Consider the following 23349-nt stretch of genomic DNA (forward strand, 5'->3'; position numbering starts at 1 on the left):
ATTTTTTAAATTATTTTATTAAGTTTGTTTCGATTAATAATAATATTAACTATTCATCGCAACAAATTCCCGCATGTTAAAGACGAGTATATCAACCACCGGAAAAAAAGCTTTATTATTTAGTTGTGCCCTGGCAACCAGCTACCTGGCACACGCACAGCAGATGACTGCCGCATTGAACAATGTGATTAAAAATACGCCGCAGGGGCATACCATGCAGGTACCCGGCTTACTCAGTGAACAGATACCGGCGCTCCCCTACCAAAAAATTGTATTACCTGGTCCCCAGTTCCTCATTTCAGATGACCCGGAATATATCCGTGTACCCGAAGGCGTGGCCCTGAGAGAGCCCGTGCAACCCGGATCGGTAAGACTATACCTGTACAACGTAAATGGCGTGCAGGAACCGGAAAAAATGGACCGTAAAATAGCTGCCGTGATTAAGAATACCGGCAGCCAGCCTATGCATATCCGCATGCTGAAATACTCTTCCCAGCAACCTACCACGAATTACTTCTTTGCAGGCAAACAGGGACTGGCCGACTTCTTTCAATCGCAGCCGGAAACCACAGCCCGTGAAGTAAAGCCCGGCGCCTCCATCTGCCTGGACCCTAAACAGGATAAGGCAGTGGTAAAGTATGATGAACTGGTGCACGGCTTCTATGAATTTGTGATTGACCAACCCGGCGAAATCAGCATCGTACAAACCGACCTGAAAACCCCGGCTACCGTAGCTGCTGCACGTGTAAAAAACGCCCTGGCCACCAAACAATATGCAGGCGCCGGCCGCGGTACCTATGGCATCAGCAACTACCGCATCATCGTAAAAGATACGCTCGATACCCAAAATGGTTTGACACAGGTACTGGTAGCCGATGGCGAAAAAGATCCCTGGGTAATCGGAAAAGAGGCGACTACCGGCGAACTGAAAAGCCTGGACGGTAACTATGGGATCTTATATAATATAGAGCTGTCGTGGAAAAGCACCGACGGTAAAGCACTGGCGCTCATGACCTGGAACCCGCGGGGCGACAACGGCCAATGGTGCGGCGGTATGGCCAACACCATGGTGGTAAGTGGCGGCAAATTCAGAGAAGGCGTGATACAACTACCCAGCAACCAGCTGGTAACCACCAAAGCCCCGGAAGCTATCCTCATCCAGGTATTTACGCCTCCTGCCGGCGGCGGCGTTCAGAAAGTACATTTCACCTACTCTCCTCCGGGAGCTTCCTGTTTACCGACACCGCTGGTATTGGTGCCGGTAGATCTACGGTAAAGAGTGGAAAGCAAAAAGCTATTATGGAGAATGATCTTAGCGAATATTTAAAAACTGCATTGGTCATCCTCCATAATAGCTTTTTGCTTTACAATTTCTGTTTTCCGCTCAACAATACATCCGGGTAAGGCACCGGCTTGCCGGTAGCCTTATACAGTGGCATTTGCGCCTGGCGCTGTTTCAGCTGTTGGGTTAGCAGCACAGCCAGTTCCCGGGTTTTCTGAGGATATGCTGCAGCTACATTATGCGCTTCACGGATATCTTCTTCCAGGTTATATAACTCCAAACGCTGTTGTTTTTCACAATACACCAGTTTCCATTTACCCTGCCGGATGGCAGTTAACCAGGCATTATCATCGCCCAGCGAACCGCCTGTCCAGTCGTTGGGGAAGTTCCATACCATTGCACGGGTGGTATCACGCAGCGCAGGATTTTTGAGGAATGGCACCATACTGCGCCCATCGACAGTTTGCACCGTTTTGTACGATTTAATGCCGGCCCATTCCAGGATAGTGGGATAGAAATCTTCCATGATCATGTACTGGCTATTTACAGAACCGGGTACAGTAACGCCATTCCAGCGCACGATCATCGGTTCCCTTACACCGCCTTCGTACAGGGAGCCTTTACCGCCCCGCAGCGGGTAGTTCTGCGTATTAGGAGCGCCCTGGCGGGGTGGATGGGAAAAGCCCCCGTTGTCTGACATGAATACGATAATGGTATTATTGGTAAGATGATGTTGTTCCAGGTAATCCATCAGCTCTCCCAAACTCTGGTCCATGCCCTCTACCAGGGCTGCATAGGCGGCTTCTGGTTTGGGCAATCCCATGTCGAGGTAGCGTTGGATAAAGCGATCATCCACGTTGTAGGGTAGGTGTACGGCGTAATGCGCCATATACAGGAAGAAAGGTTGCTGCTTCATCTGCGCCGTATCCATGGCCAGCATGGCTTCCTGGGTCAGGTCTTCCGTGAGGAAGGAATGATGCTTACGGTATTTGTCGAGCCCCGGCATCTCGGCCTGGAGAATGAATTTACCCGGCACCCGGCCAAAGTCATCTTCTGCCAGATAAGAAGCAGGATGCCCGGCGGCGCTGCCGCCTACGTTTTTCACAAATCCCAGATTGAGCGGATCGGCACCCACCGTCTGGTATGCGCCAAAGTGCGCTTTGCCGCATTGAATGGTATAGTATCCGTGTTGCTTCAGCAGCTCGGGTAACGGGGTGGCATATACGCTTCTTTCCTGCCCCGGTATGGGTGATATACCATTTACATTCCAATTGGGAATAGTGAGCAGGCTATCGGCCCCATCTACTGCTTTATTTTTTAAGGAGGTCCAGTTACTGACCTTATGCCGCGCCACATTCATGCCGGTCATCAGGCTTACCCGGGAAGGCGTGCAAACCGAGTGCGCGTAGGCATTGGTAAACTTAGTGCCCTCCCGGCACAGCCGTTCCATATTAGGCGTATGAAATTTACGATTGGCGGGGGTAATACTGTCCCAGAAAGGGACGGAAGTGTCTTGCCACCCCATATCATCTACGAGGAAAAAGATGATGTTAGGTGTTTTTTTCAGCTGGGCCCGGGCTTTAAGGAAATAGCCGCCCAATAGCCATGCTGTTAGTAGATAAACTTTCTTCATAACGTCTTTTTTGAATTAGTTCACTGTTGGCGTGATAAACGCTGATTTTCTTGATCGGCCTCCTCCTCTTGTTATTGAATATGGGTGGTGTACCCGAAAAGCAATTTATATTTGCATGAAGAGACTACTCCAAAGATAATATCCACTTTTCAAATTTACGCACATGATAATTACGCACCTGGATCACCTGGTCATCACGGTAAAGAATTTATCGGTTACCTGTGATTTCTATGCAAAAATACTAGGCATGGAAATAATCACTTTTGGCAACGACCGTAAAGCGTTACGCTTTGGACAGCAAAAAATAAATCTTCATGAGAAGGGCCGGGAGATTGCGCCCATGGCCAACTTCCCTACTATGGGCTCCGCCGACCTTTGTTTCATCTCGGCTACACCAGTGGAAAATGTATTACAGGAGCTACAAGATAATAATATACCGGTGCTCGAAGGAGGAATTGTAGAACGTACGGGCGCTACCGGAAAAATCCGTTCTGTTTATTTCCGCGATCCAGATGGAAACCTGTTGGAAGTGAGTAATTATATACTGTAATAAAACAAACGTCAGAAAATTTTTTTTATTAAAAAAACAACATATTTTTAACGCGCTAATGAGATCAATCCTTGCATTGTTATTGAATGGAAACCTTTAACAAAGTTGGGAGAACCTATAATGTACTGTTAATTAGTTTTTGCTTAGAGAATAAATATCCGAAATCTGAATTCTGAAATCTTAAAAAAGGAAATGGCATAACAACATCTATTACTACCAGCTGTAGTGTGTTTTTACTATTGTTTACAACCGGCCCAGCCCGCAACAGGAAAGCCTATGCATATAATGTAATGTAGCAGCATTATTATTCATATTTGTCACCCTGGTGACTGCGTCTTTCTCCTACGTTTTCGCGCCGGCATTCACATTAAATATTTGCTTTATAATTATGACTTTATCATATTGTAAGGATTCCTATTCTTACAATTGATAATCTGGAAATATTTTTACTCAATCATATAAACCCAATCTAAACCGTATGAAAAAAGGTTTACTACTATGGCTCTTACTGGCCATTGGTATGGTGCATGCTTTTGCCCAGACCCGAACGATTACAGGCAGGATAACCGATGCCGCAGATGGACAGGTGCTTCCCGGCGTATCTGTATTAATCAAAGGATCTAAAACGGGTGTAGTATCTGGCTCTGATGGCAAGTTTTCTATCCAGGCAGATGGCGCCGGCAGCCTGGTATTCTCCTTTGTAGGCTATGAAACAAAGGAGGAAAAAATTGGCAGCCGCTCCACGGTGAATGTAACGTTGGCCGGCAGCAACAAAATATTGAATGAAGTACTGGTAACCGGTTACGGTGAACAAAAAAGAAAAGATGTTACTTCTTCTGTAACTGCCGTATCGGGCGCGCTCATTAACGAACGTCCTGCCACCAGCTTCGACCAGGCTTTAACCGGCCGTGCTGCGGGAGTTAGCATCAGCACCGGTTCCGGCGTACTGGGCGATGTAGTTAACATCCGCATCCGCGGCGTGAGTTCCATCAGCAACAGCAGCCAGCCATTGATCGTAGTGGATGGTATCCCCATGAACATCAATACTAACTTAAACACCTTCAACAGTGGTAATGGTACCCGTTACAACCCGCTGGCCGACATCAACCCGAACGACATTGCATCGGTAGATGTACTGAAAGACGCCGCCGCTACCGCTTTATATGGTTCCAGGGCAGCTGCCGGTGTGATCATCATCACCACCAAAAGAGGAAAAGCAGGCGTTGTTTCTGTGAACTACAACGGTTATGTAGGCTGGAGCAAAGCAGGTAAGCTACCTAAATTGCTGAATGGCGACGACTTCAACATAATACAAAATGAGAAAGCGGCCAACGCCACACCTGCCGGACAAACCGCCCCTATCATTGCCAAAGATATTGATGTAAATGGCGATGGTAAGCCAGATCGCACTGACTGGTTGAAAGAAGTATTTCGCACTGGTATTATACACAGCCACCAGTTATCCCTGAGCGGTGGTACAGAGAAAGCGAAATTTTACGCCTCCGGTGAATATGCTGATCAGCAGGGTATCATCGTTAGCAACCGCCTCCGCAGGGGTGGTATGCGTGTAAACCTCGACGTTACACCTAAAACATGGCTGAAATCAGGCGTATCCCTCTATGCTTCCAAAGCACTGAATAACGGGGTGCTGTCCGATACTTACCTGGCAGGAGCTACGGTTTCTGCTTATGGCGCTATGCCTAACGTACCGGTGTATGATAAAAACGGTGACCTGTATATCAAAACGGCTGTTAACGGCGACCTTGGCGATGGTAATAACGTGATCAGCGCCGCTACCCGCGCCAGCCGCTTCTTCCACCCACTCGCCGGATTAACGATGGGTAGAAATGACAATACTTCTACCCGTGTTTTATCTTCCGCGTATGTAGAAGTTGAACCCATTGCCGGCTTAAAAATAACTTCCCGCTTTGGTGTTGACTTCATCCAGAACTTTGAAGATCAATACAGCGGCCCATTGCTTTCCGGCAACGGTTTTAACCTGAATGGACTGGTACAGGAAAACCTGCTCCGGCAAAACCAGTGGAGCTGGACTAACTACGCCACCTACACGAAGAGCTTTAATAACGTGCACTTCATCAATGCTACCGTAGGTATAGAATCACAATATGCACAAACCCGGCAATTATATACGGGGCAGGCTAACCTGGCAGATTCTTACTTCAAAGAAATATATGATGGCTTGTATGCCGGTACAGATAACAGCTACACCGGTGGTGACAATAAATCAAATGCATTCGATTCTTACTTCGGTAAAATCGGCTACAACTACGGTTCCAAATACTACGTTGATGCAACCCTGAGAGCAGATGCTTATTCAGATTTCGGTATCAACAACCGCCGGGGTTATTTCCCGGGCGTATCGGCCGGATGGAGAATATCTGAAGAAAACTTCTTCAAGGGCAATATCAGCTTTATAAACGACCTGAAGATCCGCGCCAGCTATGGCATGGTAGGTAACTCCAACATCAAGGCTTATGCTTACAGAACCCTGTATGGCGGCGGTAACTACGCCGATGCCAACGGTTTCTCCCTGTACCAGGTAGGCGACCCCAACCTGAAATGGGAAACTTCTAAAAACCTGGACTTGGGATTGGATGCCAGCTTCCTGAAAAACAGGATCACCGTTACTTTTGATTACTTCCGGAATAATATTGATAACCTGATCCTGGATGCGCCTATCCTGGCTACCGTTGGTACACCATGGGATCACATTAACAATACACCAGGATCTATCCTGACCACCAACATTGGTTCGATGCGGAACACAGGTCAGGAGTTAACTATCAACACCAGTAACATCCACACCAAAGATTTCAGCTGGAATAGCAGCTTCAACATTACGTTTATCAAGAACGTTGTTACGCACACCGCAGATGGAACTGACATTACCCGGGGTAATAACAGGGCCAGCGTGGGCAAACCATTAGGCGTATTCCGCCTGATTAAATGGGGTGGTGTAAATCCTGAAAACGGATTCCCGATGTACTACAATGCCAACAACGAACTGGTGATGTACAATCCTGGTCCTGGCGTAGCTAACAGGTGGACTACCCCTGATGGCAGCAAACCAATGAACCCCATCACGTCCAATGATGCCCAGTACATGGACAAATCCGGTTATCCTACTTTCTACGGAGGTTTGAACAATACCTTTACCTATAAAGGTATAGACCTGAGCATCTTCCTGCAATACAGCGGTGGCAACTACCTGTACAACGCTGCCAGAGCGAGTGGTATGAGCAACCTCTTTACCAACAACATGGAAGAGATCAAAAACAGGTGGACGCCCGACAACAAAAACACAGATGTACCTAAACTGTTCCTGGGCAACACCGTTATCACACAGGCATCTACCCGGTGGCTGGAAAAAGGCGACTTCCTGAGAGCCCGCGAAATCAGCCTGGGATATACTTTCCCTGGTATCAAGCAAAAACTGGGCGTCAACAGTCTCCGTGTATATGGACTGGTACAGAATGCGTTCGTGATCACAAAATATAAAGGAACCGATCCGGAAGTAAATACCAACCGCGACAGCAATATCAACTATGGCGTGGATGCAAGAGCGGTACCATTGCCCAGGATATTTACCCTTGGTTTAAATGTTGGCTTCTAATTGTTAGTGATTAAAAAAAATGTTATGACTCATAAGAATAAATCAAACTTTACCAAAAAGCTGTCTATCGGAGCCGTAGCACTGGCTTCTACAATAGCTTTTTCCTGTTCCAAAGTAAATGACCAGTCGCCTTATGCCAAACTGGATCCGAATGCAGCTTTCAGCACGCCGGAAAGAATTGGCAAATCGGCTGTTGGGATGTATGATGCCCTGCAAAACCTGGAGTTTTTCGGGGGACGTGTATTGATCTATGTAGATCAACGCGGGCTGGATGCTAACAAGGCTGCCTATTTCCCTAATGTGGCTACCTTCGACATGCTGTCTAATAGCACCACTGCTTTCAACTGCTGGTCCGGTGGTTACAGAACCATCAACGAAACCAATTTCTTCTCACAGAAATTAAAAGAAAATGAAAGCAAAGTAAGCCCGGAAAGCGCAGCACAATACTATGCAGAATCCAAGTTTATCCGTTCACTGGCTTACTTCTACCTGGTAAATATCTATGCACAAACCTACACCTTCTCCAGCGATGCTTCTCAACCGGGTGTACCGTTGATACTCACTGCTCCGAAGGATGGTGCAGAAGCATTGGATCCTAAAAACAAGGTGCCACGTAATTCCGTGAAGGAAATATATGATAACATGATCAAGGAGCTGACAGAAGCCGCTAATGTACTTCCTGTCAAAACCGGCGATGGATTCTATGATCATGCCAGGGCCACCAAAGGTGCTGCACAAGCCCTGCTGGCCCGTATCTATTTATACCAGGGTAACTGGACCAAAGCGAGAGACCTGGCAGACAGCGTACTGCTATCATCTGCCGGTTACGCATTGGAAAACCCGGTAACTGTATTTGCTTCCGCCAACTACCAGACTTCCAAAGAAAGGATCTTCTCTGTGGCGATGAACAGCGCCGACAATCCTAACACCAACAACGCCCTGGGACAACACTACGGCGCCAAGGGAAGAGCGGATATTTCTATCAGCAGAGACTATCTCAGCCTGCCTAATTTCGATGTAAAGACCGACCTGAGAGGTAAATCGCTTTACAATATCGTGCTGAGCTCAGATAAAAAGGATACTACCTTCTATACAGCAAAGTTCTTCGGCACCTCCGCGTTCGATGCATGGGTACCGGTACTACGCCTGGCGGAAGTGATGCTGATCAAAGCAGAAGCATTAGCGCGTTTGAACACTGCAGCGGCCGATCCGGAAGCGATCAAGCTGCTGAACCAGGTGAGAGTAAGAGCGTCTGCCGCCCCCCTGGCGCCAGCTACCGCTGCTGACCTGATCACCAACATCCTCACAGAACGCCGTATCGAACTGGCTTTTGAAGGACAGGGAGTATTCGACTTCCAGAGAACGCACCGCGACATTCCTGCACACGCAGGTTTAGCTGCCCAGGCCTGGAATGGTAAGTATACCATCTTCCCGCTGCCTTTTGCGGAAGTAGATCGTAATCCTAATATGAAACAAAACGAAGGATACTAGTAGTTTTCCTTAACATCCTCATAAAAAGACAATGGCAGACGTTTCTACGTCTGCCATTCTTCATTTTTACAGTGCGTTGAGGTGTTGAACAAATACGCGGCAAACAATCTATTTAACTTAATATTATTTTTTTTGCTGACCACGTCCATACGATTGCCGCCAGCGCTAATAATGCCATGCTGGCCCATATTACATTACGCACCGATGCCCCCGCAATAACGGCGCCTCCCATCGTTGCACCTATCGTTACCGCCAGGTTGCCCGCCGATGTAAAAATAGCATTGGCCAGCTCCGGCGACTCCTTCGCCACAGACGTAACGTTGATATTACTGATCAGGAACCCTCCCGTGTGAATAAATCCCCAGATGATAATCACGACTATCATGAGCCCATAGCTGGCGCCAGCCAGGTAAATACCTATATGTACCAACGCTAACATTACAATAAAGCTAATAGTAGTAAGATGAATACTTTTACTCAGCAGCTTACCTGCCAGCCAATTCCCCCCTACTCCCGCCACACCAAACAACAACAGCATGATGCTAATATCACGTCCATCCATACCCGTCACCTTATCCAGGTATGCCGCCAGATAGCCATAGCTGGCATACATGGCCGCAATCATCAACACCGCCAGTGATAGTTGTCGCCATAACGCCGGCTTCCTTATAATATCCCAACTATAGCTAACCCCTTCCCGCGCCGGGATCTCCGGCAGCCATAACCACAGTCCCAGCAGCGATACCGCGTTCACTCCCCCCGACAATATAAACGCCGCCTGCCAGCCATACCTGTCCGCCACCCATGTACACAATGGCACCCCCAGCACACTCGCTATCGTAAATCCCCCGAATACAATCCCCACCGCCTTAGGTGCCTCTTCCTGCCTCACCGACGTAGCGGCCACCGACAACGCCACCGACCAAAACACCGGATGTCCCAACGCCGGCAGCACACGTGCCACCAACAACATTGGAAAATTAACCGCCACCGCAGACAAACCATTCCCCACCATAAACAACGCCAGCACCGCCATCAACGCCTGCCGCCTACTCCGCCCCGCAAATGCTACCGTAATAAACGGCGCTCCCACTGCAATCACCCCGGCAAAAGCGCTTAACAACCACCCCGCCTGGTTGATCGTAACCCCAAATTGCACCGCTATCTGCGGCAAAATCCCTACCACCCCAAACTCTGTAGTACCTATACCAAACACCCCCAACGCCAATAAATACAATGTTCTTTTCATCCTGCTGATTTTTTACGCAAATTTGCAGGAGCAATATTTTTTTTGAGATAGTTTACCTTTTAGTGAGCTACTCACCTTTTTGAAAGTAATACCTCCTTAGTCATGCCTGAATTTTTTCACGACAGCAAATTATACTACACCCCCATTGAGTTTGCCCTCAAACATATTGGTGGCACCTGGAAGATGCCCATCCTCTGGCGCCTCCACCTACGCGTAATGCGCTATGGCGAACTAAAAAAAGATATCCCCCACATCACCGATAAAATGCTCTCCTCCCAACTACGGGAACTGGAAGAAATCGGCCTGATCACCCGCATCGTATACGCCGCCGTTCCCCCCAAAGTAGAATACCAACTTACCGAAAAAGGCTCCCAAGCCATCCCCGTCATAGAAATAATCATGAAATATGGCGTAGCAATGATGCAGGAAGCAGGCATTCCATACCCGCCGCATTCCTGATGCAGCCCCCTGGCTTAACTTCAGCCTATGAGAAAAGCCTGTGTTTTACTTGCAATAACCGGCCTGGCGGCGATAGCAGCAGCCGCCTTCCGGCCGGTATACTTCTACAAGCCGGCGTATGAGGGAGGGGCCTGTACGGTGGCTACGATTCTCTACTATAGTGTGGTTCCGGATACGGGGTGTTTACCGGGAGAAAAGGTGAAGTTGGCGAAAGAGCCAGGGGAGTGCGAAGACTATATCATATTAGGGCGATAAAATTTGTTTTTATGAAACAGGCAAGGATAGCGTTGGGGGGTATTTTGGTGGCGGGGATATTAGCGGTGTTGTTGAGTTGACCGGAGATAATACCAAATGGAAATATAGCAAAGATGATTCGGCCCTACAGAAGGCTCTGGAATCTTTAACGGAGAAACGTGCTGGTATTGGCTTTGGCAATCTATATAAACCTACTATATTTACTATTTCCAATTTACTTCTTTGTATCTATTCAAGAGAGTCTAGTTTCTTTCTTGCCCTAGATATCCCATCCACGCGGGAGCAGGTAATCCTTTTAAATAGTGATCAAAAAACTGTCTTAATCGAATACTAAAATCTACTGCTGATTTCCCATCTATATGATGGCTCCCATCTGTATACTCCAACAACCAAACTCTCTTGCCCAGCCTTCGTAATGCCATGAATAATTCTAGTGCTTGTGAGAAGGAACATATTTCATCATTTGTCGTATGCATCAACAATAATGGTGTGATTGCTTTGTCAGCGTTGAAAATCGCAGAGTTTCTAATATACATGTCTGGCGCCTGCCACAAAGTTCCTCCCATCCGTCCTTGTCCTCCAGGTTCAAAATATGCCTGCAGACTTTTCCCTCCTCGTGTTATACTTCCATATGCACTCACAAAATCAGACATACTACTTGATGAGTATGCCGCTGAAAAAATACCTGTATGAGTAACCAAATAATTGGTTTGAATTCCTCCAAAACTACACCCTCCAATACCCATTCTACTTTTATTAACATAAGGAAGTCTTTCGACATATTTGGCAGCGGAAGTAAGTGCACTCAATGTACTTGTCATTGGATCTCCGACAACATAATTAATATCAGGTAAAAAAACCAAATATCCATTACTGACATATGTAGGAATGTCTATATTACAGCCGTTACTAAGATTGGATGGAATAAGGTAATCGTTTAATTCAAATGATTTCTTCTCATAATAATGAAATATAACTGGATACTTTTTCTTGGGATCAAAATCATCAGGTTTATATAACACCCCCTGCAAATCTTCCCCCTTTTCTGTCTTCCATGAATGAAGCTCAGTCGTATACCAGTTAAACGACTTTTCTGGTTGAAGAGTACTAATCGGATAAAAATTTATGAAATCCCTGGTATAGAAAAAATTTGGGTATTCCGTTGCATTCATCCTTACCACAATAAAAGCATCCTTATCTCTCGCTTTTAATGGGTATATTCCATTTCGCATGACATATGGATTATCGATCAACTGATATATATAATTTCCCATTGTTAATTTCCTCGGCACTACATCCTTTCCTAATGTCTTTTCATAATAACCGTTTTCCTTAGTGTCTATGCTCACTGCATTCAATAAAAGCGGCTGACTCCTCAATATTTCTCGATTCGAATACTCAGCTAATCCAAGATAAAATATGATATTATTCTGTTTACCGAATCCACTAGTAATGTTCACTGGATTCTCTATTCCCTTGGGATCGATCATCCAAATATCAAAACGATCATATATTAACACACTCTCATCATCTTTAGTCCATGTAGCTATTCCTCTAGGCTTATCCCCAATATCTTTGAAATAATATCCATACCAAGAAGTCTTTATTCCCTCAGTAATATTCCGGTATTTACCTGAAGCAATCTCATAGCTCACATACTCCGCGTTTTCGTTATCAAAATAAACAATATATTTCCCATTAGGAGAAATAGCTGCAATATGTGGCCCTTTAAATTTCAACAACACGTTAATTCGGCCGTCAGCGGATCGAGTATAAAACCTTGAAAAAAACCTTTCGTTCCTAATACTCTCCTCCAAATCCGCCTCCTCAGGTATACTCTCCACTAGATGCATAGCGTCATCTGCACTACTCCCTAATATAAATTCATTATCTTTCCTAAGGCAAGTAACTCGCCGGCTATCAACATCCACAACCATAGTACCAAATCGATCCTTATGCAAATCGGACACCTGCTGCGTTAATTGTAATTTTGGATCTTGATAGCTCCAGATTTTCACTATTGATGATTCACTCTTCCCTTCATCAACCATTCCCTCCTTTGTCACCGTAAAGAATACATACTTTCCATTTGCACTTATCTTCAAAATATTATCGAGCACAAACTCTCGGTTACTGCTAAAAATATTCTGATCAACAAGCAAAACTGGCATATTAGACCTCTCTTTATAAAGCCAAATTTTCTTACTGCCACTTTCTTCATCAGTAGTTATAAATACAGCTGCTGATGGAAAGCTATTAATAAGTATACTTTCTACTCTCCGACCACACCACATTATTATCTCCTTTCTTTTTTCAAGGTTATGCCATACTATTTTTTGTTCACCAAGGCAATTAGGGTCACCTATAACATATAGCAAAATTCTCCCATCATCACTAAAACAAAAATTACTCACCAAAGAGTAAATCACTTCTCTCCTCGTAATAAAGTTCACTAACACCATATCTTCCTTTCCTACGTGCTTAAATGCCAACCACTCTCCATTTCCATTAGTTGGAATTTTAAAATAATGGACACCGAGTGTCCTATCAAAATACGCACTGCCTAATAAGATAGTATACAACGTATTTGCAGTATCAATTAAAACCGCCCTCCGGCTATCTGACGTAAATTGTGAATAATATATATTAGCAAATTTCACTTCCCAGCTTCCTTTTCTCTTTTTTAGCACAACTGTATCCGACTTCTTTGATGCATTATAAAAAGCATAAGTTATGTACTTCCCATCAGGCGCTATAGCGGGATCTTTCAAATACGGCCATCTATCGTAAGCGGTATCATTGATAGCCGGCTTTGCGGTCTTCTGAGAATAGCAATCTATAAAAAAAATTGCAAAAAAAATCGTAAAAATTATAGTCTTTACTAGAGTCATTGGCACGATAATTTATATCCAATTTAAATTTTCCTATTGCAACTGAATGTCAGTAGAAATCCTGACTTAAGAAGATGTGTGTCAAATAAGTACTTAGAAATAAAATAAACACTGCGAGCTATCAATAGCATTCGTATTGCAGTAGATAAACATACATTTGGCTCAGCAAACGATAGTACATAAGGAAAACTCCAAGGGATATTCTCAACTGACCAATCTACCATCAAGAGATAATACTCGATAGCTATATTACATATTCCAGGGTCTCTTCGCTACTCACAAACATTTAACATTAAAAATTAGGCATTCTTCAAAAACTATGCAAAGGATTTTACTAAATTTAACCGACTAAATCTACTTAAAAAACATATTACCAAATATACTAGCTATCCAAACTACAGTCCTCTTTAACTAAAAAACTACAACTATGAAAAAAGCAAAATTCGCACTAGCAACTGTGATTTCTGTAGCCATCGCTGGGTCAGCGATAGCATTCAAGGCACACAAAACAATATCCACCTTCTATACCCCTGGAACAACCAATACAACTATTTTAATCGTATGCAACTCTCCAGTATCCTTATCGTATACTATAGATCCATTCGGTCCATTCACAATACAAGCTTCAACATCGGTGGATAACACCCACCCATGCGGCGTAGTACGGGTAAGGATGATTGCTGAATAGAAGCAAAGTCTCTTGTCAAGGTCTGAAGCATATAGGAAACTGTCCTTTTGGGGAAAGACAGTTTCCCTATTCTAACTAGCCCCAAAATAGGTATTATCAATTCAAAGAATTTGAGATGAAGGTTGCCAATTTATTACCTACCTCTTCCCTAAAAAGTAAGAAAACCTCAACATAAAGAACTGCTCTAGTATACTAGACCTTGCATCTTCAATATAGTTAACACCTATATTTCTACTTACACTTGTATTCTGTCGTAGAAGATCATGTCCTTCCGCTTTCAAAAGAAACTGCCTACGCAAACCCCAAAACCTAGAAAGTGAAACATTGAGCATAAAAACGCTAATATTCTGATCCGTCATTCCCCCTGTTACAAAACGATAGTTAAAATCGCTACCAAATGCAATACCTAGCGGAAGATTTAGCTCACCATTAAAAGATAATCCCGCAACAAAGTATCTACTATTTATCCCTAATTGACCTTGATATTTCACATTGTCATAGTTTAAAACAGCTGAGGCCATACAATCAAAAAATTTCCCATACGTATAGCTATACCTGGTTGTCTGAGTAAACGAAATGCTACGAGTATTTCGTTCTATTCCATCAACATATCCCGGAGTATTTCGGAGCCTATAAACCAAACCAAAATTCAACATATTCTTCTTGTTATTTACCGGAATTCCTTTGTCAATAATAATACTAAAACTGTATGCTTTGTCAACATTCTCCGGTTGTATTATCTGCCGTCCAACTGAATCAGTTAAAACATTATTCACGAACTGATTCTTCGTAATAATTCCAGTGAAATTAACCGAAAGAGAATGCATCGAAACAGGGTCAAACATTTTGTAATTTAAAAATAAATTATTCGTCTCTGCGGGTTGCAGTTGAACATTACCTCGTCTAACATACAATGGATTACTATTGTCAATAACAGGCTGTAACTGATCCAAACCAGGCAATTGGATTCCCTTTTGATAATACAATCGAATCTCTTCTTTACCGCTAAACATATAACCCATCTTCGCCTCTGGCAACAGCACGTTCTTTTTCAACAGTGTATTACTCCCAAATGTATTATTTGCGTTATCTAATTTAAATAGAAAAGTGGCGACGGAAACTTCGTAGTCAAACCTATTCCTTTTCACCCCCCATCCAATTTTTCCCAAGTAATGCTGATTTATACTTCGAAAGCTATTACTCAGGCTGTCATTAAAATGATCATACTTCCCTGTGTAGAAATCATAGTCAAACATCATACGATTCGACCTACCTTCCGTTTTATCCTCTGCCAATGTGAATAAAAAAAATCCGTTCTTCGCTATTGGTTCCCTATAACTAGCCATAAAAAAAATTTGTCTATTGCCCCCCTCATAATCACCTGTCTGATTGATAGAGTCAACCGAAATATGGCCGTTCCCCCGTCGATACACACTATTTGAAACGTTATAAGGCCCTTGGCCATCCTTCCCATAACTATAGCTTACCGAAACATCGAGTGAGCGTCCTTCTTTCCTAAATTTTCTGCTATAACTAATCATATTAGCCGCAGCGAACAGATTTCTTCTATTTAAATTCATAAGATACCCGCTATTAAGCTCTCGTTGTAATGAACCTTCCGACCTAAAATCACTTCTTATATCTTGGAAGCTTTTTGAGAAGCTTATCTGGTTAACAAATGATATCTTTTGCAAAGAATCAATTCTAAATTCCAATTGTCCACTAATCCCATGGTCAATGTTATTGTTCAGAGAACGCGATTGTTCAGTATAAAAAAAAGAGGAATCTCCCACAAAATTCTTCTTGACAATACTTTTTCGATCATTATTTTTACTGCTATTCATTAAATAGCTAATATTCATACTTATTCTTCCACTAAAATCATTGTTATAGTTAACTCCAGACATCCATCTTCGCTCAATACCATCGGAGCTAACGTGCCCGTCATTTATATTATCACCATTTCCCAACAACATAAACTGCTGCCGACTATCAAATCGGCTTAAGTTATTCTTTATAAAGAAGCGACCTTCTGTTCCATACCCACCAGTAAACTCTCCATTCAAAGTTCTCTTTTTTCTTTCTTTTATGGTAAGATTAATTACTTTCTCTCTACCTCCTGCCGACACACCATCCGTTACTGAGTGCTCCTTATCCCTATCAATCACCTGTATCTTCTCAATCAAATCTGCTTGCAAATTCTTTCCAATTACTCCAGATCCGTTAATACCAAACAACGACCTTCCATTAACAGTAACAGCCTTCACAACCTCCCCATTGACCTTTATATCACCGTTTTCGTCTACCTGCACACCCGGCAATCGTTTGAGCAAGTCTTCAAGAGAAGCATTCTCACGGGTAGAAAAAGATCCCGCATTAAACTCCAATGTATCTCTAGATAGACGAAAAGATTCCTTTTTCTTAACAATTTCAATCTGAGAAAGCGTCACACCAGTCTTTGCTAGTACTATATTTCCTACGTCCACGACTTCGCCACCCACTATTTCCCTCACCGAACTCAATGAACTTTGGTAACCAACAAATGTTACCAGTAAACTGTACTTTCCTGCGGGTAAACTATCAAAAAAGAAAGCACCATTATTATCTGTAAAACAAATCGCAGCTTTTGATGAGTCTTTTGAACGCAAACAGTTTACCGTGGCGGAAGGAAGCCACTCTTTCAGTTCATTATCATAAACCCGCCCTTTAATCTTTATGTTTTTAAAAGACTGAGACCAAGCATGATTAATAAACAAAAAAATAAACAAGGTCAGCACAACTAATTTTCTCATAGATAATATTACCGTTCTCTAAGTTGAACATTATAAATGAAACCAGATAGCAGTACATATGAGACGACTCAGAAATGAATAAAAAAATAGAACTGTGTGCATAATGCAGTGACAGCATATACTTTTGTAGTAATAGACGAACAGCTATACTAAAGAGATAGGAAGAGTAAAATTAGCCAGAATTTCCTACCCATTACATAAAGTCATTCTGTTATTTACCCCGAATAGATCTTTAACAAAACCCTCAAATACCAAAAACCATGTCAATTGGCAATATTAACCGCAAAGAACATCACCTTAATGGTAAGTGGTGCATCTCCAAAGCAATTCATATAACAATAAATCATATAATGAATGGCTATCCAAAATTTCCAAATCACGAGAGCTAGAAAACTATCAACTATTATACATTCCAAGCTATTATAATAGCGCCATTGGGATAGTAAACAAGATATCAACGACAATTCCTAGGCAATGAAGCATTTCTTCTATAGATCTAGCTAAAACCTAAATACCTTAGAGTATATTGGTCCATTGAAAATAAACCAGATGCAGTTAGTAAAAATACCGCGTTCCGATCATCCAACAAGTAACACCATGGCTTCAACAGACAATATGCATACAGAAGTATCAAACAGAGAAGAGATACGTTCTACTAACATACATCAAGGTCACACGGACAAAGAAGAATCAGGAAATGACCTAAAAAAAAATATTAAAGCAGTCGCTTTTGACTCATTAAATTTTAAAGAATATCTATTCAATTCTACATTTAATAAATGGTTAGTTGGAATAGGAATATTCGCTATAATAGTTCAATTCTCAATCTTCAAATTCTTTTATCCATATGCAGGCTTCATAAATGGAGATTCATATGTATATATCGAAACTGCCTACCATAACTTCCCGGTAAATACGTATCCCATTGGATACTCAAAATTCCTCAGATTAATAAGTGTTTTCACTCGCTCGGATACAGCTGTCGTAGCAATACAGTATTTACTATTGCAGCTTAGCACGCTATCTTTAGTGTTTACAACATTTTATTTCTATGCTCCTCTCAAAACGACTAAAATAGTCTTATACGGATTCATGTTACTCAATCCAGCATACCTGTATCTATCGAATTACATTTCCAGCGATGCTTTCTTTCTTTCACTCAGTTTGATATGGTTTACACTCTTACTTTGGATTATCAACAAACCAAGCGCGCTTCTGATTTACTCAAGTGCCTTAATTCTGTTCATGGCATTTACCGTACGATACAATGCTCTATTCTATCCAATTATTGGGATAGTTGCTTTATTACTTGGGAAGCGAAAAATACTAGCAAACATAATAGGATTTGGAATGAGTATTTTGTTAATCGGCTTATTTATGCAAGCGACAAGCATTAAATATAAAGATATTACTGGCTATAAACAATTCACGCCGTTCTCAGGCTGGCAAATGGCAAACAACGCATTATATGCCTATAGATATGTAGATAGTGTACATGTAAAACCAGTTACACCCAAGCTCAAACAATTAGATAAAATGGTCCGAAACTATTTCGATAGTAGTAGAAATATCGCACTACATCCACAGGAAGCTTTGGTAGCGAATACGTTTTATATGTGGGCACCAAACTCACCTCTATCCTTATACATGGAAGAACAATTCAAAAATGACTCCACAGCATCAGCACTAAAAAAATGGGCCACAGTTGGTCCAATAATGAGTGACTACGGATCTTTTCTAATTAAAACATATCCAACGGAATTTATAAAATTTTATCTAATCCCCAACGCAATAAAATATTATGTTCCGCCAGTAGAATTTCTTGACCATTACAGCACAGGTATTGACAGTGTAACTGAAATTGCAAAAGTATGGTTTGATTATAAAAGCCTGAAGCTAAAAACCCGTGTAAAGGATTACAATGTAAGTGTATTAAACTATTACCCAATCCTAACCGGAAGCATGAATGTTCTGTTTATCTTGAGCCTATTAAGCTTTATATTCTTAAAGGGTTACAAAAAATACAAATTATTAAAAAGAGGATTGATGCTAGTTGTAGCATTATGGACAGTTAACTTTGCATTCAGTGTTTTTGCTTCACCTATCGCATTAAGATTTCAACTATTTCCAATTATAATTTCATTAACGTTTACATCTCTATTGATGGAGTACCTCATAATTACTGCATTCAACAAAGAAATTGACGGATCGAGCGCAATTTAACAGACTTACTCCTTTCAAATAACATACAAAAATAGAATATTTAATATCAAAACATCATGTCCAGAAAAGATATCTTGCCAACTACTATTATCATTCTTACTGGTATTCTCCTATATATTGGAGCTTGCAAAATATTGGGATATTCAATCTTATCTGGTGACGCTCAAAAACTAATCCCCTATAACAAACCAATACATACAGGGCATGAGGGGGAAATAATGCCAGCCATTGACATTCAATTATCTGATAGCATAACTTACTTGAATACTTCAAGCATATTGAAGGGCAGACCAATCGTACTATTCTACTTTAGTCCATACTGCCCATTTTGTCAATCACAAATGCATGAAATAACGGAAAATATAAGGCAATTAAAAACCATTGATTTCTTCCTAATAACGCCTTATTCATACCCTGAAATGAAAACGTTCTATGAGACAAATGAGTTAAAAAAGTTCTCAAACATTACTGTAGGAATAGATTATAGACAAAAATTCTCAGAATATTTCAAGGCGCAGGGTATTCCCTACTTGGCGATATACAATTCAGAAAAAAGGCTTAACAACGCGTTTCTGGGAGAAGTTAAACATCAACAATTAAAAATTGAATGTAAAAAATAAAAATATTGCGCAATAAGAGTTGGTGGAATACTTGCAAGTGAACCAACTCAAGATGGGGAAGCCGAAAACCATTATAATCGAGTAGGCAATTTTACCAAACAAAGTTTAGCTTTTTGAATCAAAAAAGCATCTATCATTATGAAACAAGCAAAATTCGCATTAACAGCTGTTGCTGTTCTGGCAGTTATCGGTGGTGCTCTGGCTTTTAAAGCAAATAGATCTCTGCACGACTTCTTCACCCCAGGACAAACTGCAACTACAACCAAATTAGTTTGTAACTCTCCAGCTCAGCTGTCTTATATTACAAACGCTCTGGGAGCAACAGTTATTACTGCTTCTGTTGCAGTTGACAACGTTAACGCTTGTCCTACTATCAGGGTACAGAAGGTTGACTAATTCATCCAAATATCCAATTCATAAGAACTATTTATTATAAATTTGTTCTTAGAATATGACAACGGGGAAGCTACCTCTTAGGGGTAGTTTCCCTTCCCATTAATTAATATGAAATCTATCTCGCTCTAGCGTTTTATATGTTAATTCCCGAGCATCTTACATCATTCTATTCTTAATTTGCAAATACATTCTATTCTCACCCCACAAAATTACTATATGCTTGCGATAGGCAAAATCTATGGGCAATGCGATAAAACTTTATCTTCCACTACTAATATTTGCCCACTATCTGTCAACTTTCGACAGCTATTCTGTCTCTATAACCACTGGAGTTTTAATGCGATTATCTAACTCTAAACCATTATCAATACCCTTCATCTCCGCCGGTACACCACGCGTCATCCACCTAGGCGCAGGCAAATCTCTTAAATAATGATCAAAAAACTGTTTTAAACGAATATTGAAATCTCTAGCAGACCTGCCCCTTATGCCATGATTTCCATCCGTATATTCCAATAACCATACTCTTTTACCCAATCTTCTCAGCGCCGTGAAAAACTCTGTCGCCTGTAAAAATGAACTCATAGCATCCTTCGTCGTGTGCATCAGCAAAAGTGGCGTAACTACCTTATCCGCATTGAAAATCGCGGAATTTCTAATATACTGCTCTGGTGCCTGCCATAATGTCCCCCCCATTCTACCTTGTCCTCCATATTCAAAAAAAGACTGATTACTCCTTCCGCCAACGATTATGCCGTAAGCGCTAACCAAATCTGACATTCCACTCGATGAATAAGCTGCCGTAAAGATATTCGTATGGGTGATCAAATAGTTTGTTTGTATTCCGCCAAAGCTACACCCTCCTATCCCTAGTTTCCTTTTGTTTACATAAGGCAAATACTTTACGTACCTTGCAGCCGAGGTAAGAGCACTAAGTGTACCAGCCATCGGGTCACCAATAACGTATGCAATATCTGGTGAAAAAACAATATATCCATTGCTGACATATGTTGGTATGTTTAAATCGCAGCCACCAGCCAAATCGGATGGAGTCAGATACTCATTCAACCCAAATGATTTCCTTTCATAATACTGAAAAATAACCGGATAAACTTTATTAGAATCAAAATCTTCGGGTTTATATAATATCCCTTGCAATATTCTACCATCATCTGTTTTCCACGAGTGCAACTCCGTGGTATACCAATTGTATGACTTTTCTGGATTCAAAGAACTGATTGGTCTAAAATCAATAAAATTAGTAGTATAAAAATAATTGGGATATTCCGTTGCACTCATTCTACTGACTATATATGCATCCCGGTGAGCCGCTTTAACCGGATATATACCTGATTGATCGATATATGGATTACCAACCAACTTATAAATATAACTCCCCATAGTGAGTTTCTCAGGCATGCCTGGTCTGCCTATTACTGTCTTATAGTATCCATTTTTCTTAGTAGTTATATCTAAAGCGTTTAACAAAATTGTCTTACCTCTTGATACACCCTTGCTATCCTCCAACATTGCGAGAAAGAAAATAATATTATGTTGCTTACCATATCCCTCAGTAATATTAATAGGCTTCCTATTCCCGGTTGGATCAATCATCCAAATATCAAATCTATCATACAATAGAACTGCATAGTCATTATCGACCCATGCTGCAATTCCTCTAGGCACCTCTCCTGCATCATCTCTATAGCAGTCAATCCAAGATGTATTTATATCGCCTGTAATCTTACGGTAAATGCCAGAGGGAACTTCAAAACTATAGTAATTCTTATTAATATTATTAAAATATATAACATATTTTCCATCTGGAGAAATACTAATAACGTGTACACCTTCTAATTTGAGTGGAATATCTATCTTTCCATCAGATGATTTAACAGCATAGGTTATAAGCGCCTTCTTATTCCAGCTACTCTCAGTTCTGTCTCCATCTCCTAAGACAGACTCCACCAAATGTACCTGATCAGCCGCACTACTTGCAATAACAAACTCGTTACTCTTAGATAAGTAGGTTATATGGTGGCTCGCTACGTCTACCGCTACCGAAGAAAAATGCTCAGGATCTCCATCTTGCAACTGTGCACTTTGTAATTTATTATCAAGATAACTCCATACATTTACAGTTGAATTTTCCTTTGCTTTAAAATCAGTCTTATGCAGTTTCACCAAAGTAAGAAACAAATATTTTCCATCAGCACTCATTTTGGATATTCTATCTAAAACAAAACCCTCCTGTCCGCTGAATGACTCATCACTAACTAATAATTCGGCTCGCCCTTTCTTCTTTTGGTAATACCAAATCTCTTTACAAGCATTCTTTCCCTCAACCATGACAGCGACGCGCGATGCATCGTGATTCAATATCATATCTTCGATACCTCTTCCTGACCAAAGTATTTCCTCAATACCGCTTGATAAATGCAGCCGTTTCAGTTGTTGGTTTGGTTGACGGTTCACACTGTCGATCACATATAATAACACCTTTCCATCTTTACTAAAGGAAAAACTACTAACAGAAGATAAAGATCGCTTTCTTTTTGTGCGTATATTCATTACTGTAATATCCTTACTCTTACTACATTTATACCCTATCCACTCTCCATCTCCGTTGGAGGGTAGATTAAAATAGCTGACATCGTCAATTTTATCAATAGTTCTCTCTCCCAGCTTAACAATACATAACCTGTTAGTAGTATCTATCAAAATTGCATCTTTGCTGTCAGCCGAAAAAACCACATATCGCACACCTATAAAACGTTCTTCCCAATCACCACTATTCTCTTTCAGCACTAGCGTAAAATTTCCTATGGGCTCATTCTGAATCTCGTAAGCAGTGTATTTCCCATCGTTAGAAATTATAGGACTCCCCAATGATGGCCATCTATCATACGCCGTAGAATCAATGAGGTGTTTTTTCTCCCTTTGGGCAAAACAACAAATAGCAAAAAATACAAAATAAAACGTCCAAAAAACTCTTTTCATTTGTTACGGCATTTAATCAAATAAATACATATTCGAAGTATCAATATTCTCATGATGGGTTCTTCTATCAATATACAATAAGCCACCGTTGTCATATAGCAGTAAGAACTAACGACACGAATAGACAATATTCACTATATTCTGCTACGACGCTTAGACAAAATATAAGTCAAAAATGGGCGGCGT

At 41.6% G+C, this 23349-nt stretch carries 14 protein-coding genes; 9 read left to right on the forward strand and 5 right to left on the reverse strand.

What is annotated here, in order from left to right; translation table 11 throughout:
• Positions 1-73: 73 nt before the first annotated feature.
• The gene (locus FHW36_RS24210; RefSeq protein WP_145672996.1) at positions 74-1276 is read left to right on the forward strand and encodes a copper amine oxidase; all 1203 of its coding nucleotides are present in this window, start codon (positions 74-76) and stop codon (positions 1274-1276) included.
• Positions 1277-1364: 88 nt separating this feature from the next.
• Here FHW36_RS24210 and FHW36_RS24215 read toward each other — a convergent pair whose 3' ends face one another.
• Positions 1365-2915 (reverse strand): sulfatase, encoded by a 1551-nt coding sequence (locus FHW36_RS24215; RefSeq protein WP_145672997.1) that lies wholly within the window; start codon positions 2913-2915, stop codon positions 1365-1367.
• 163 nt (positions 2916-3078) lie between these two features.
• On the opposite strand from FHW36_RS24215, the gene FHW36_RS24220 reads away from it, so the two are divergent.
• From FHW36_RS24220 to FHW36_RS24230, 3 genes are all read left to right on the forward strand, one after another.
• Complete coding sequence (locus FHW36_RS24220; protein ID WP_145672998.1) at positions 3079-3465, forward strand: VOC family protein; 387 nt, start codon at positions 3079-3081, stop codon at positions 3463-3465.
• A 478-nt stretch (positions 3466-3943) separates the two neighbouring features.
• A complete protein-coding gene (locus tag FHW36_RS24225; RefSeq protein ID WP_145672999.1) occupies positions 3944-7099 on the forward strand; it encodes a SusC/RagA family TonB-linked outer membrane protein in 3156 nt (1051 codons plus the stop codon).
• Between the two features lie 24 nt (positions 7100-7123).
• A complete protein-coding gene (locus FHW36_RS24230; RefSeq protein ID WP_145673000.1) occupies positions 7124-8590 on the forward strand; it encodes a RagB/SusD family nutrient uptake outer membrane protein in 1467 nt (488 codons plus the stop codon).
• Positions 8591-8702: 112 nt separating this feature from the next.
• On the opposite strand, the gene FHW36_RS24235 is transcribed toward FHW36_RS24230, so the two are convergent.
• Entirely contained in the window at positions 8703-9839 is a 1137-nt protein-coding gene (locus FHW36_RS24235; RefSeq protein WP_145673001.1) for an MFS transporter, read from the reverse strand.
• A 102-nt stretch (positions 9840-9941) separates the two neighbouring features.
• On the opposite strand from FHW36_RS24235, the gene FHW36_RS24240 reads away from it, so the two are divergent.
• Both FHW36_RS24240 and FHW36_RS24245 read left to right on the forward strand, forming a co-directional pair.
• Positions 9942-10298, forward strand: a complete 357-nt coding sequence (locus FHW36_RS24240; RefSeq protein ID WP_145673002.1) for a winged helix-turn-helix transcriptional regulator — start codon at positions 9942-9944, stop codon at positions 10296-10298.
• A gap of 27 nt (positions 10299-10325) precedes the next feature.
• A complete protein-coding gene (locus FHW36_RS24245) occupies positions 10326-10553 on the forward strand; it encodes a hypothetical protein (RefSeq protein ID WP_145673003.1) in 228 nt (75 codons plus the stop codon).
• Positions 10554-10795: 242 nt separating this feature from the next.
• Here FHW36_RS24245 and FHW36_RS24250 read toward each other — a convergent pair whose 3' ends face one another.
• Both FHW36_RS24250 and FHW36_RS24255 read right to left on the reverse strand, forming a co-directional pair.
• The gene (locus FHW36_RS24250; protein WP_145673005.1) at positions 10796-13444 is read right to left on the reverse strand and encodes an alpha/beta hydrolase family protein; all 2649 of its coding nucleotides are present in this window, start codon (positions 13442-13444) and stop codon (positions 10796-10798) included.
• Positions 13445-14269: 825 nt separating this feature from the next.
• Positions 14270-16924, reverse strand: a complete 2655-nt coding sequence (locus tag FHW36_RS24255) for an outer membrane beta-barrel protein (protein WP_145673006.1) — start codon at positions 16922-16924, stop codon at positions 14270-14272.
• 549 nt (positions 16925-17473) lie between these two features.
• On the opposite strand from FHW36_RS24255, the gene FHW36_RS24260 reads away from it, so the two are divergent.
• From FHW36_RS24260 to FHW36_RS24270, 3 genes are all read left to right on the forward strand, one after another.
• Positions 17474-19147: a hypothetical protein gene (locus FHW36_RS24260; protein WP_145673007.1), complete on the forward strand. Its 1674-nt coding sequence runs from the start codon at positions 17474-17476 to the stop codon at positions 19145-19147.
• A 56-nt stretch (positions 19148-19203) separates the two neighbouring features.
• Positions 19204-19767 (forward strand): TlpA family protein disulfide reductase, encoded by a 564-nt coding sequence (locus FHW36_RS24265; protein ID WP_145673008.1) that lies wholly within the window; start codon positions 19204-19206, stop codon positions 19765-19767.
• Positions 19768-19905: 138 nt separating this feature from the next.
• Positions 19906-20163: a hypothetical protein gene (locus tag FHW36_RS24270; protein WP_145673009.1), complete on the forward strand. Its 258-nt coding sequence runs from the start codon at positions 19906-19908 to the stop codon at positions 20161-20163.
• A gap of 306 nt (positions 20164-20469) precedes the next feature.
• Here the strand turns inward: FHW36_RS24270 and FHW36_RS24275 are convergent, their stop codons facing one another.
• Positions 20470-23163 (reverse strand): alpha/beta hydrolase family protein, encoded by a 2694-nt coding sequence (locus FHW36_RS24275; RefSeq protein ID WP_145673010.1) that lies wholly within the window; start codon positions 23161-23163, stop codon positions 20470-20472.
• Positions 23164-23349: the final 186 nt, after the last annotated feature.

It is taken from the genome of Chitinophaga polysaccharea (assembly GCF_007829335.1).
GTDB lineage: Bacteria > Bacteroidota > Bacteroidia > Chitinophagales > Chitinophagaceae > Chitinophaga > Chitinophaga polysaccharea_B.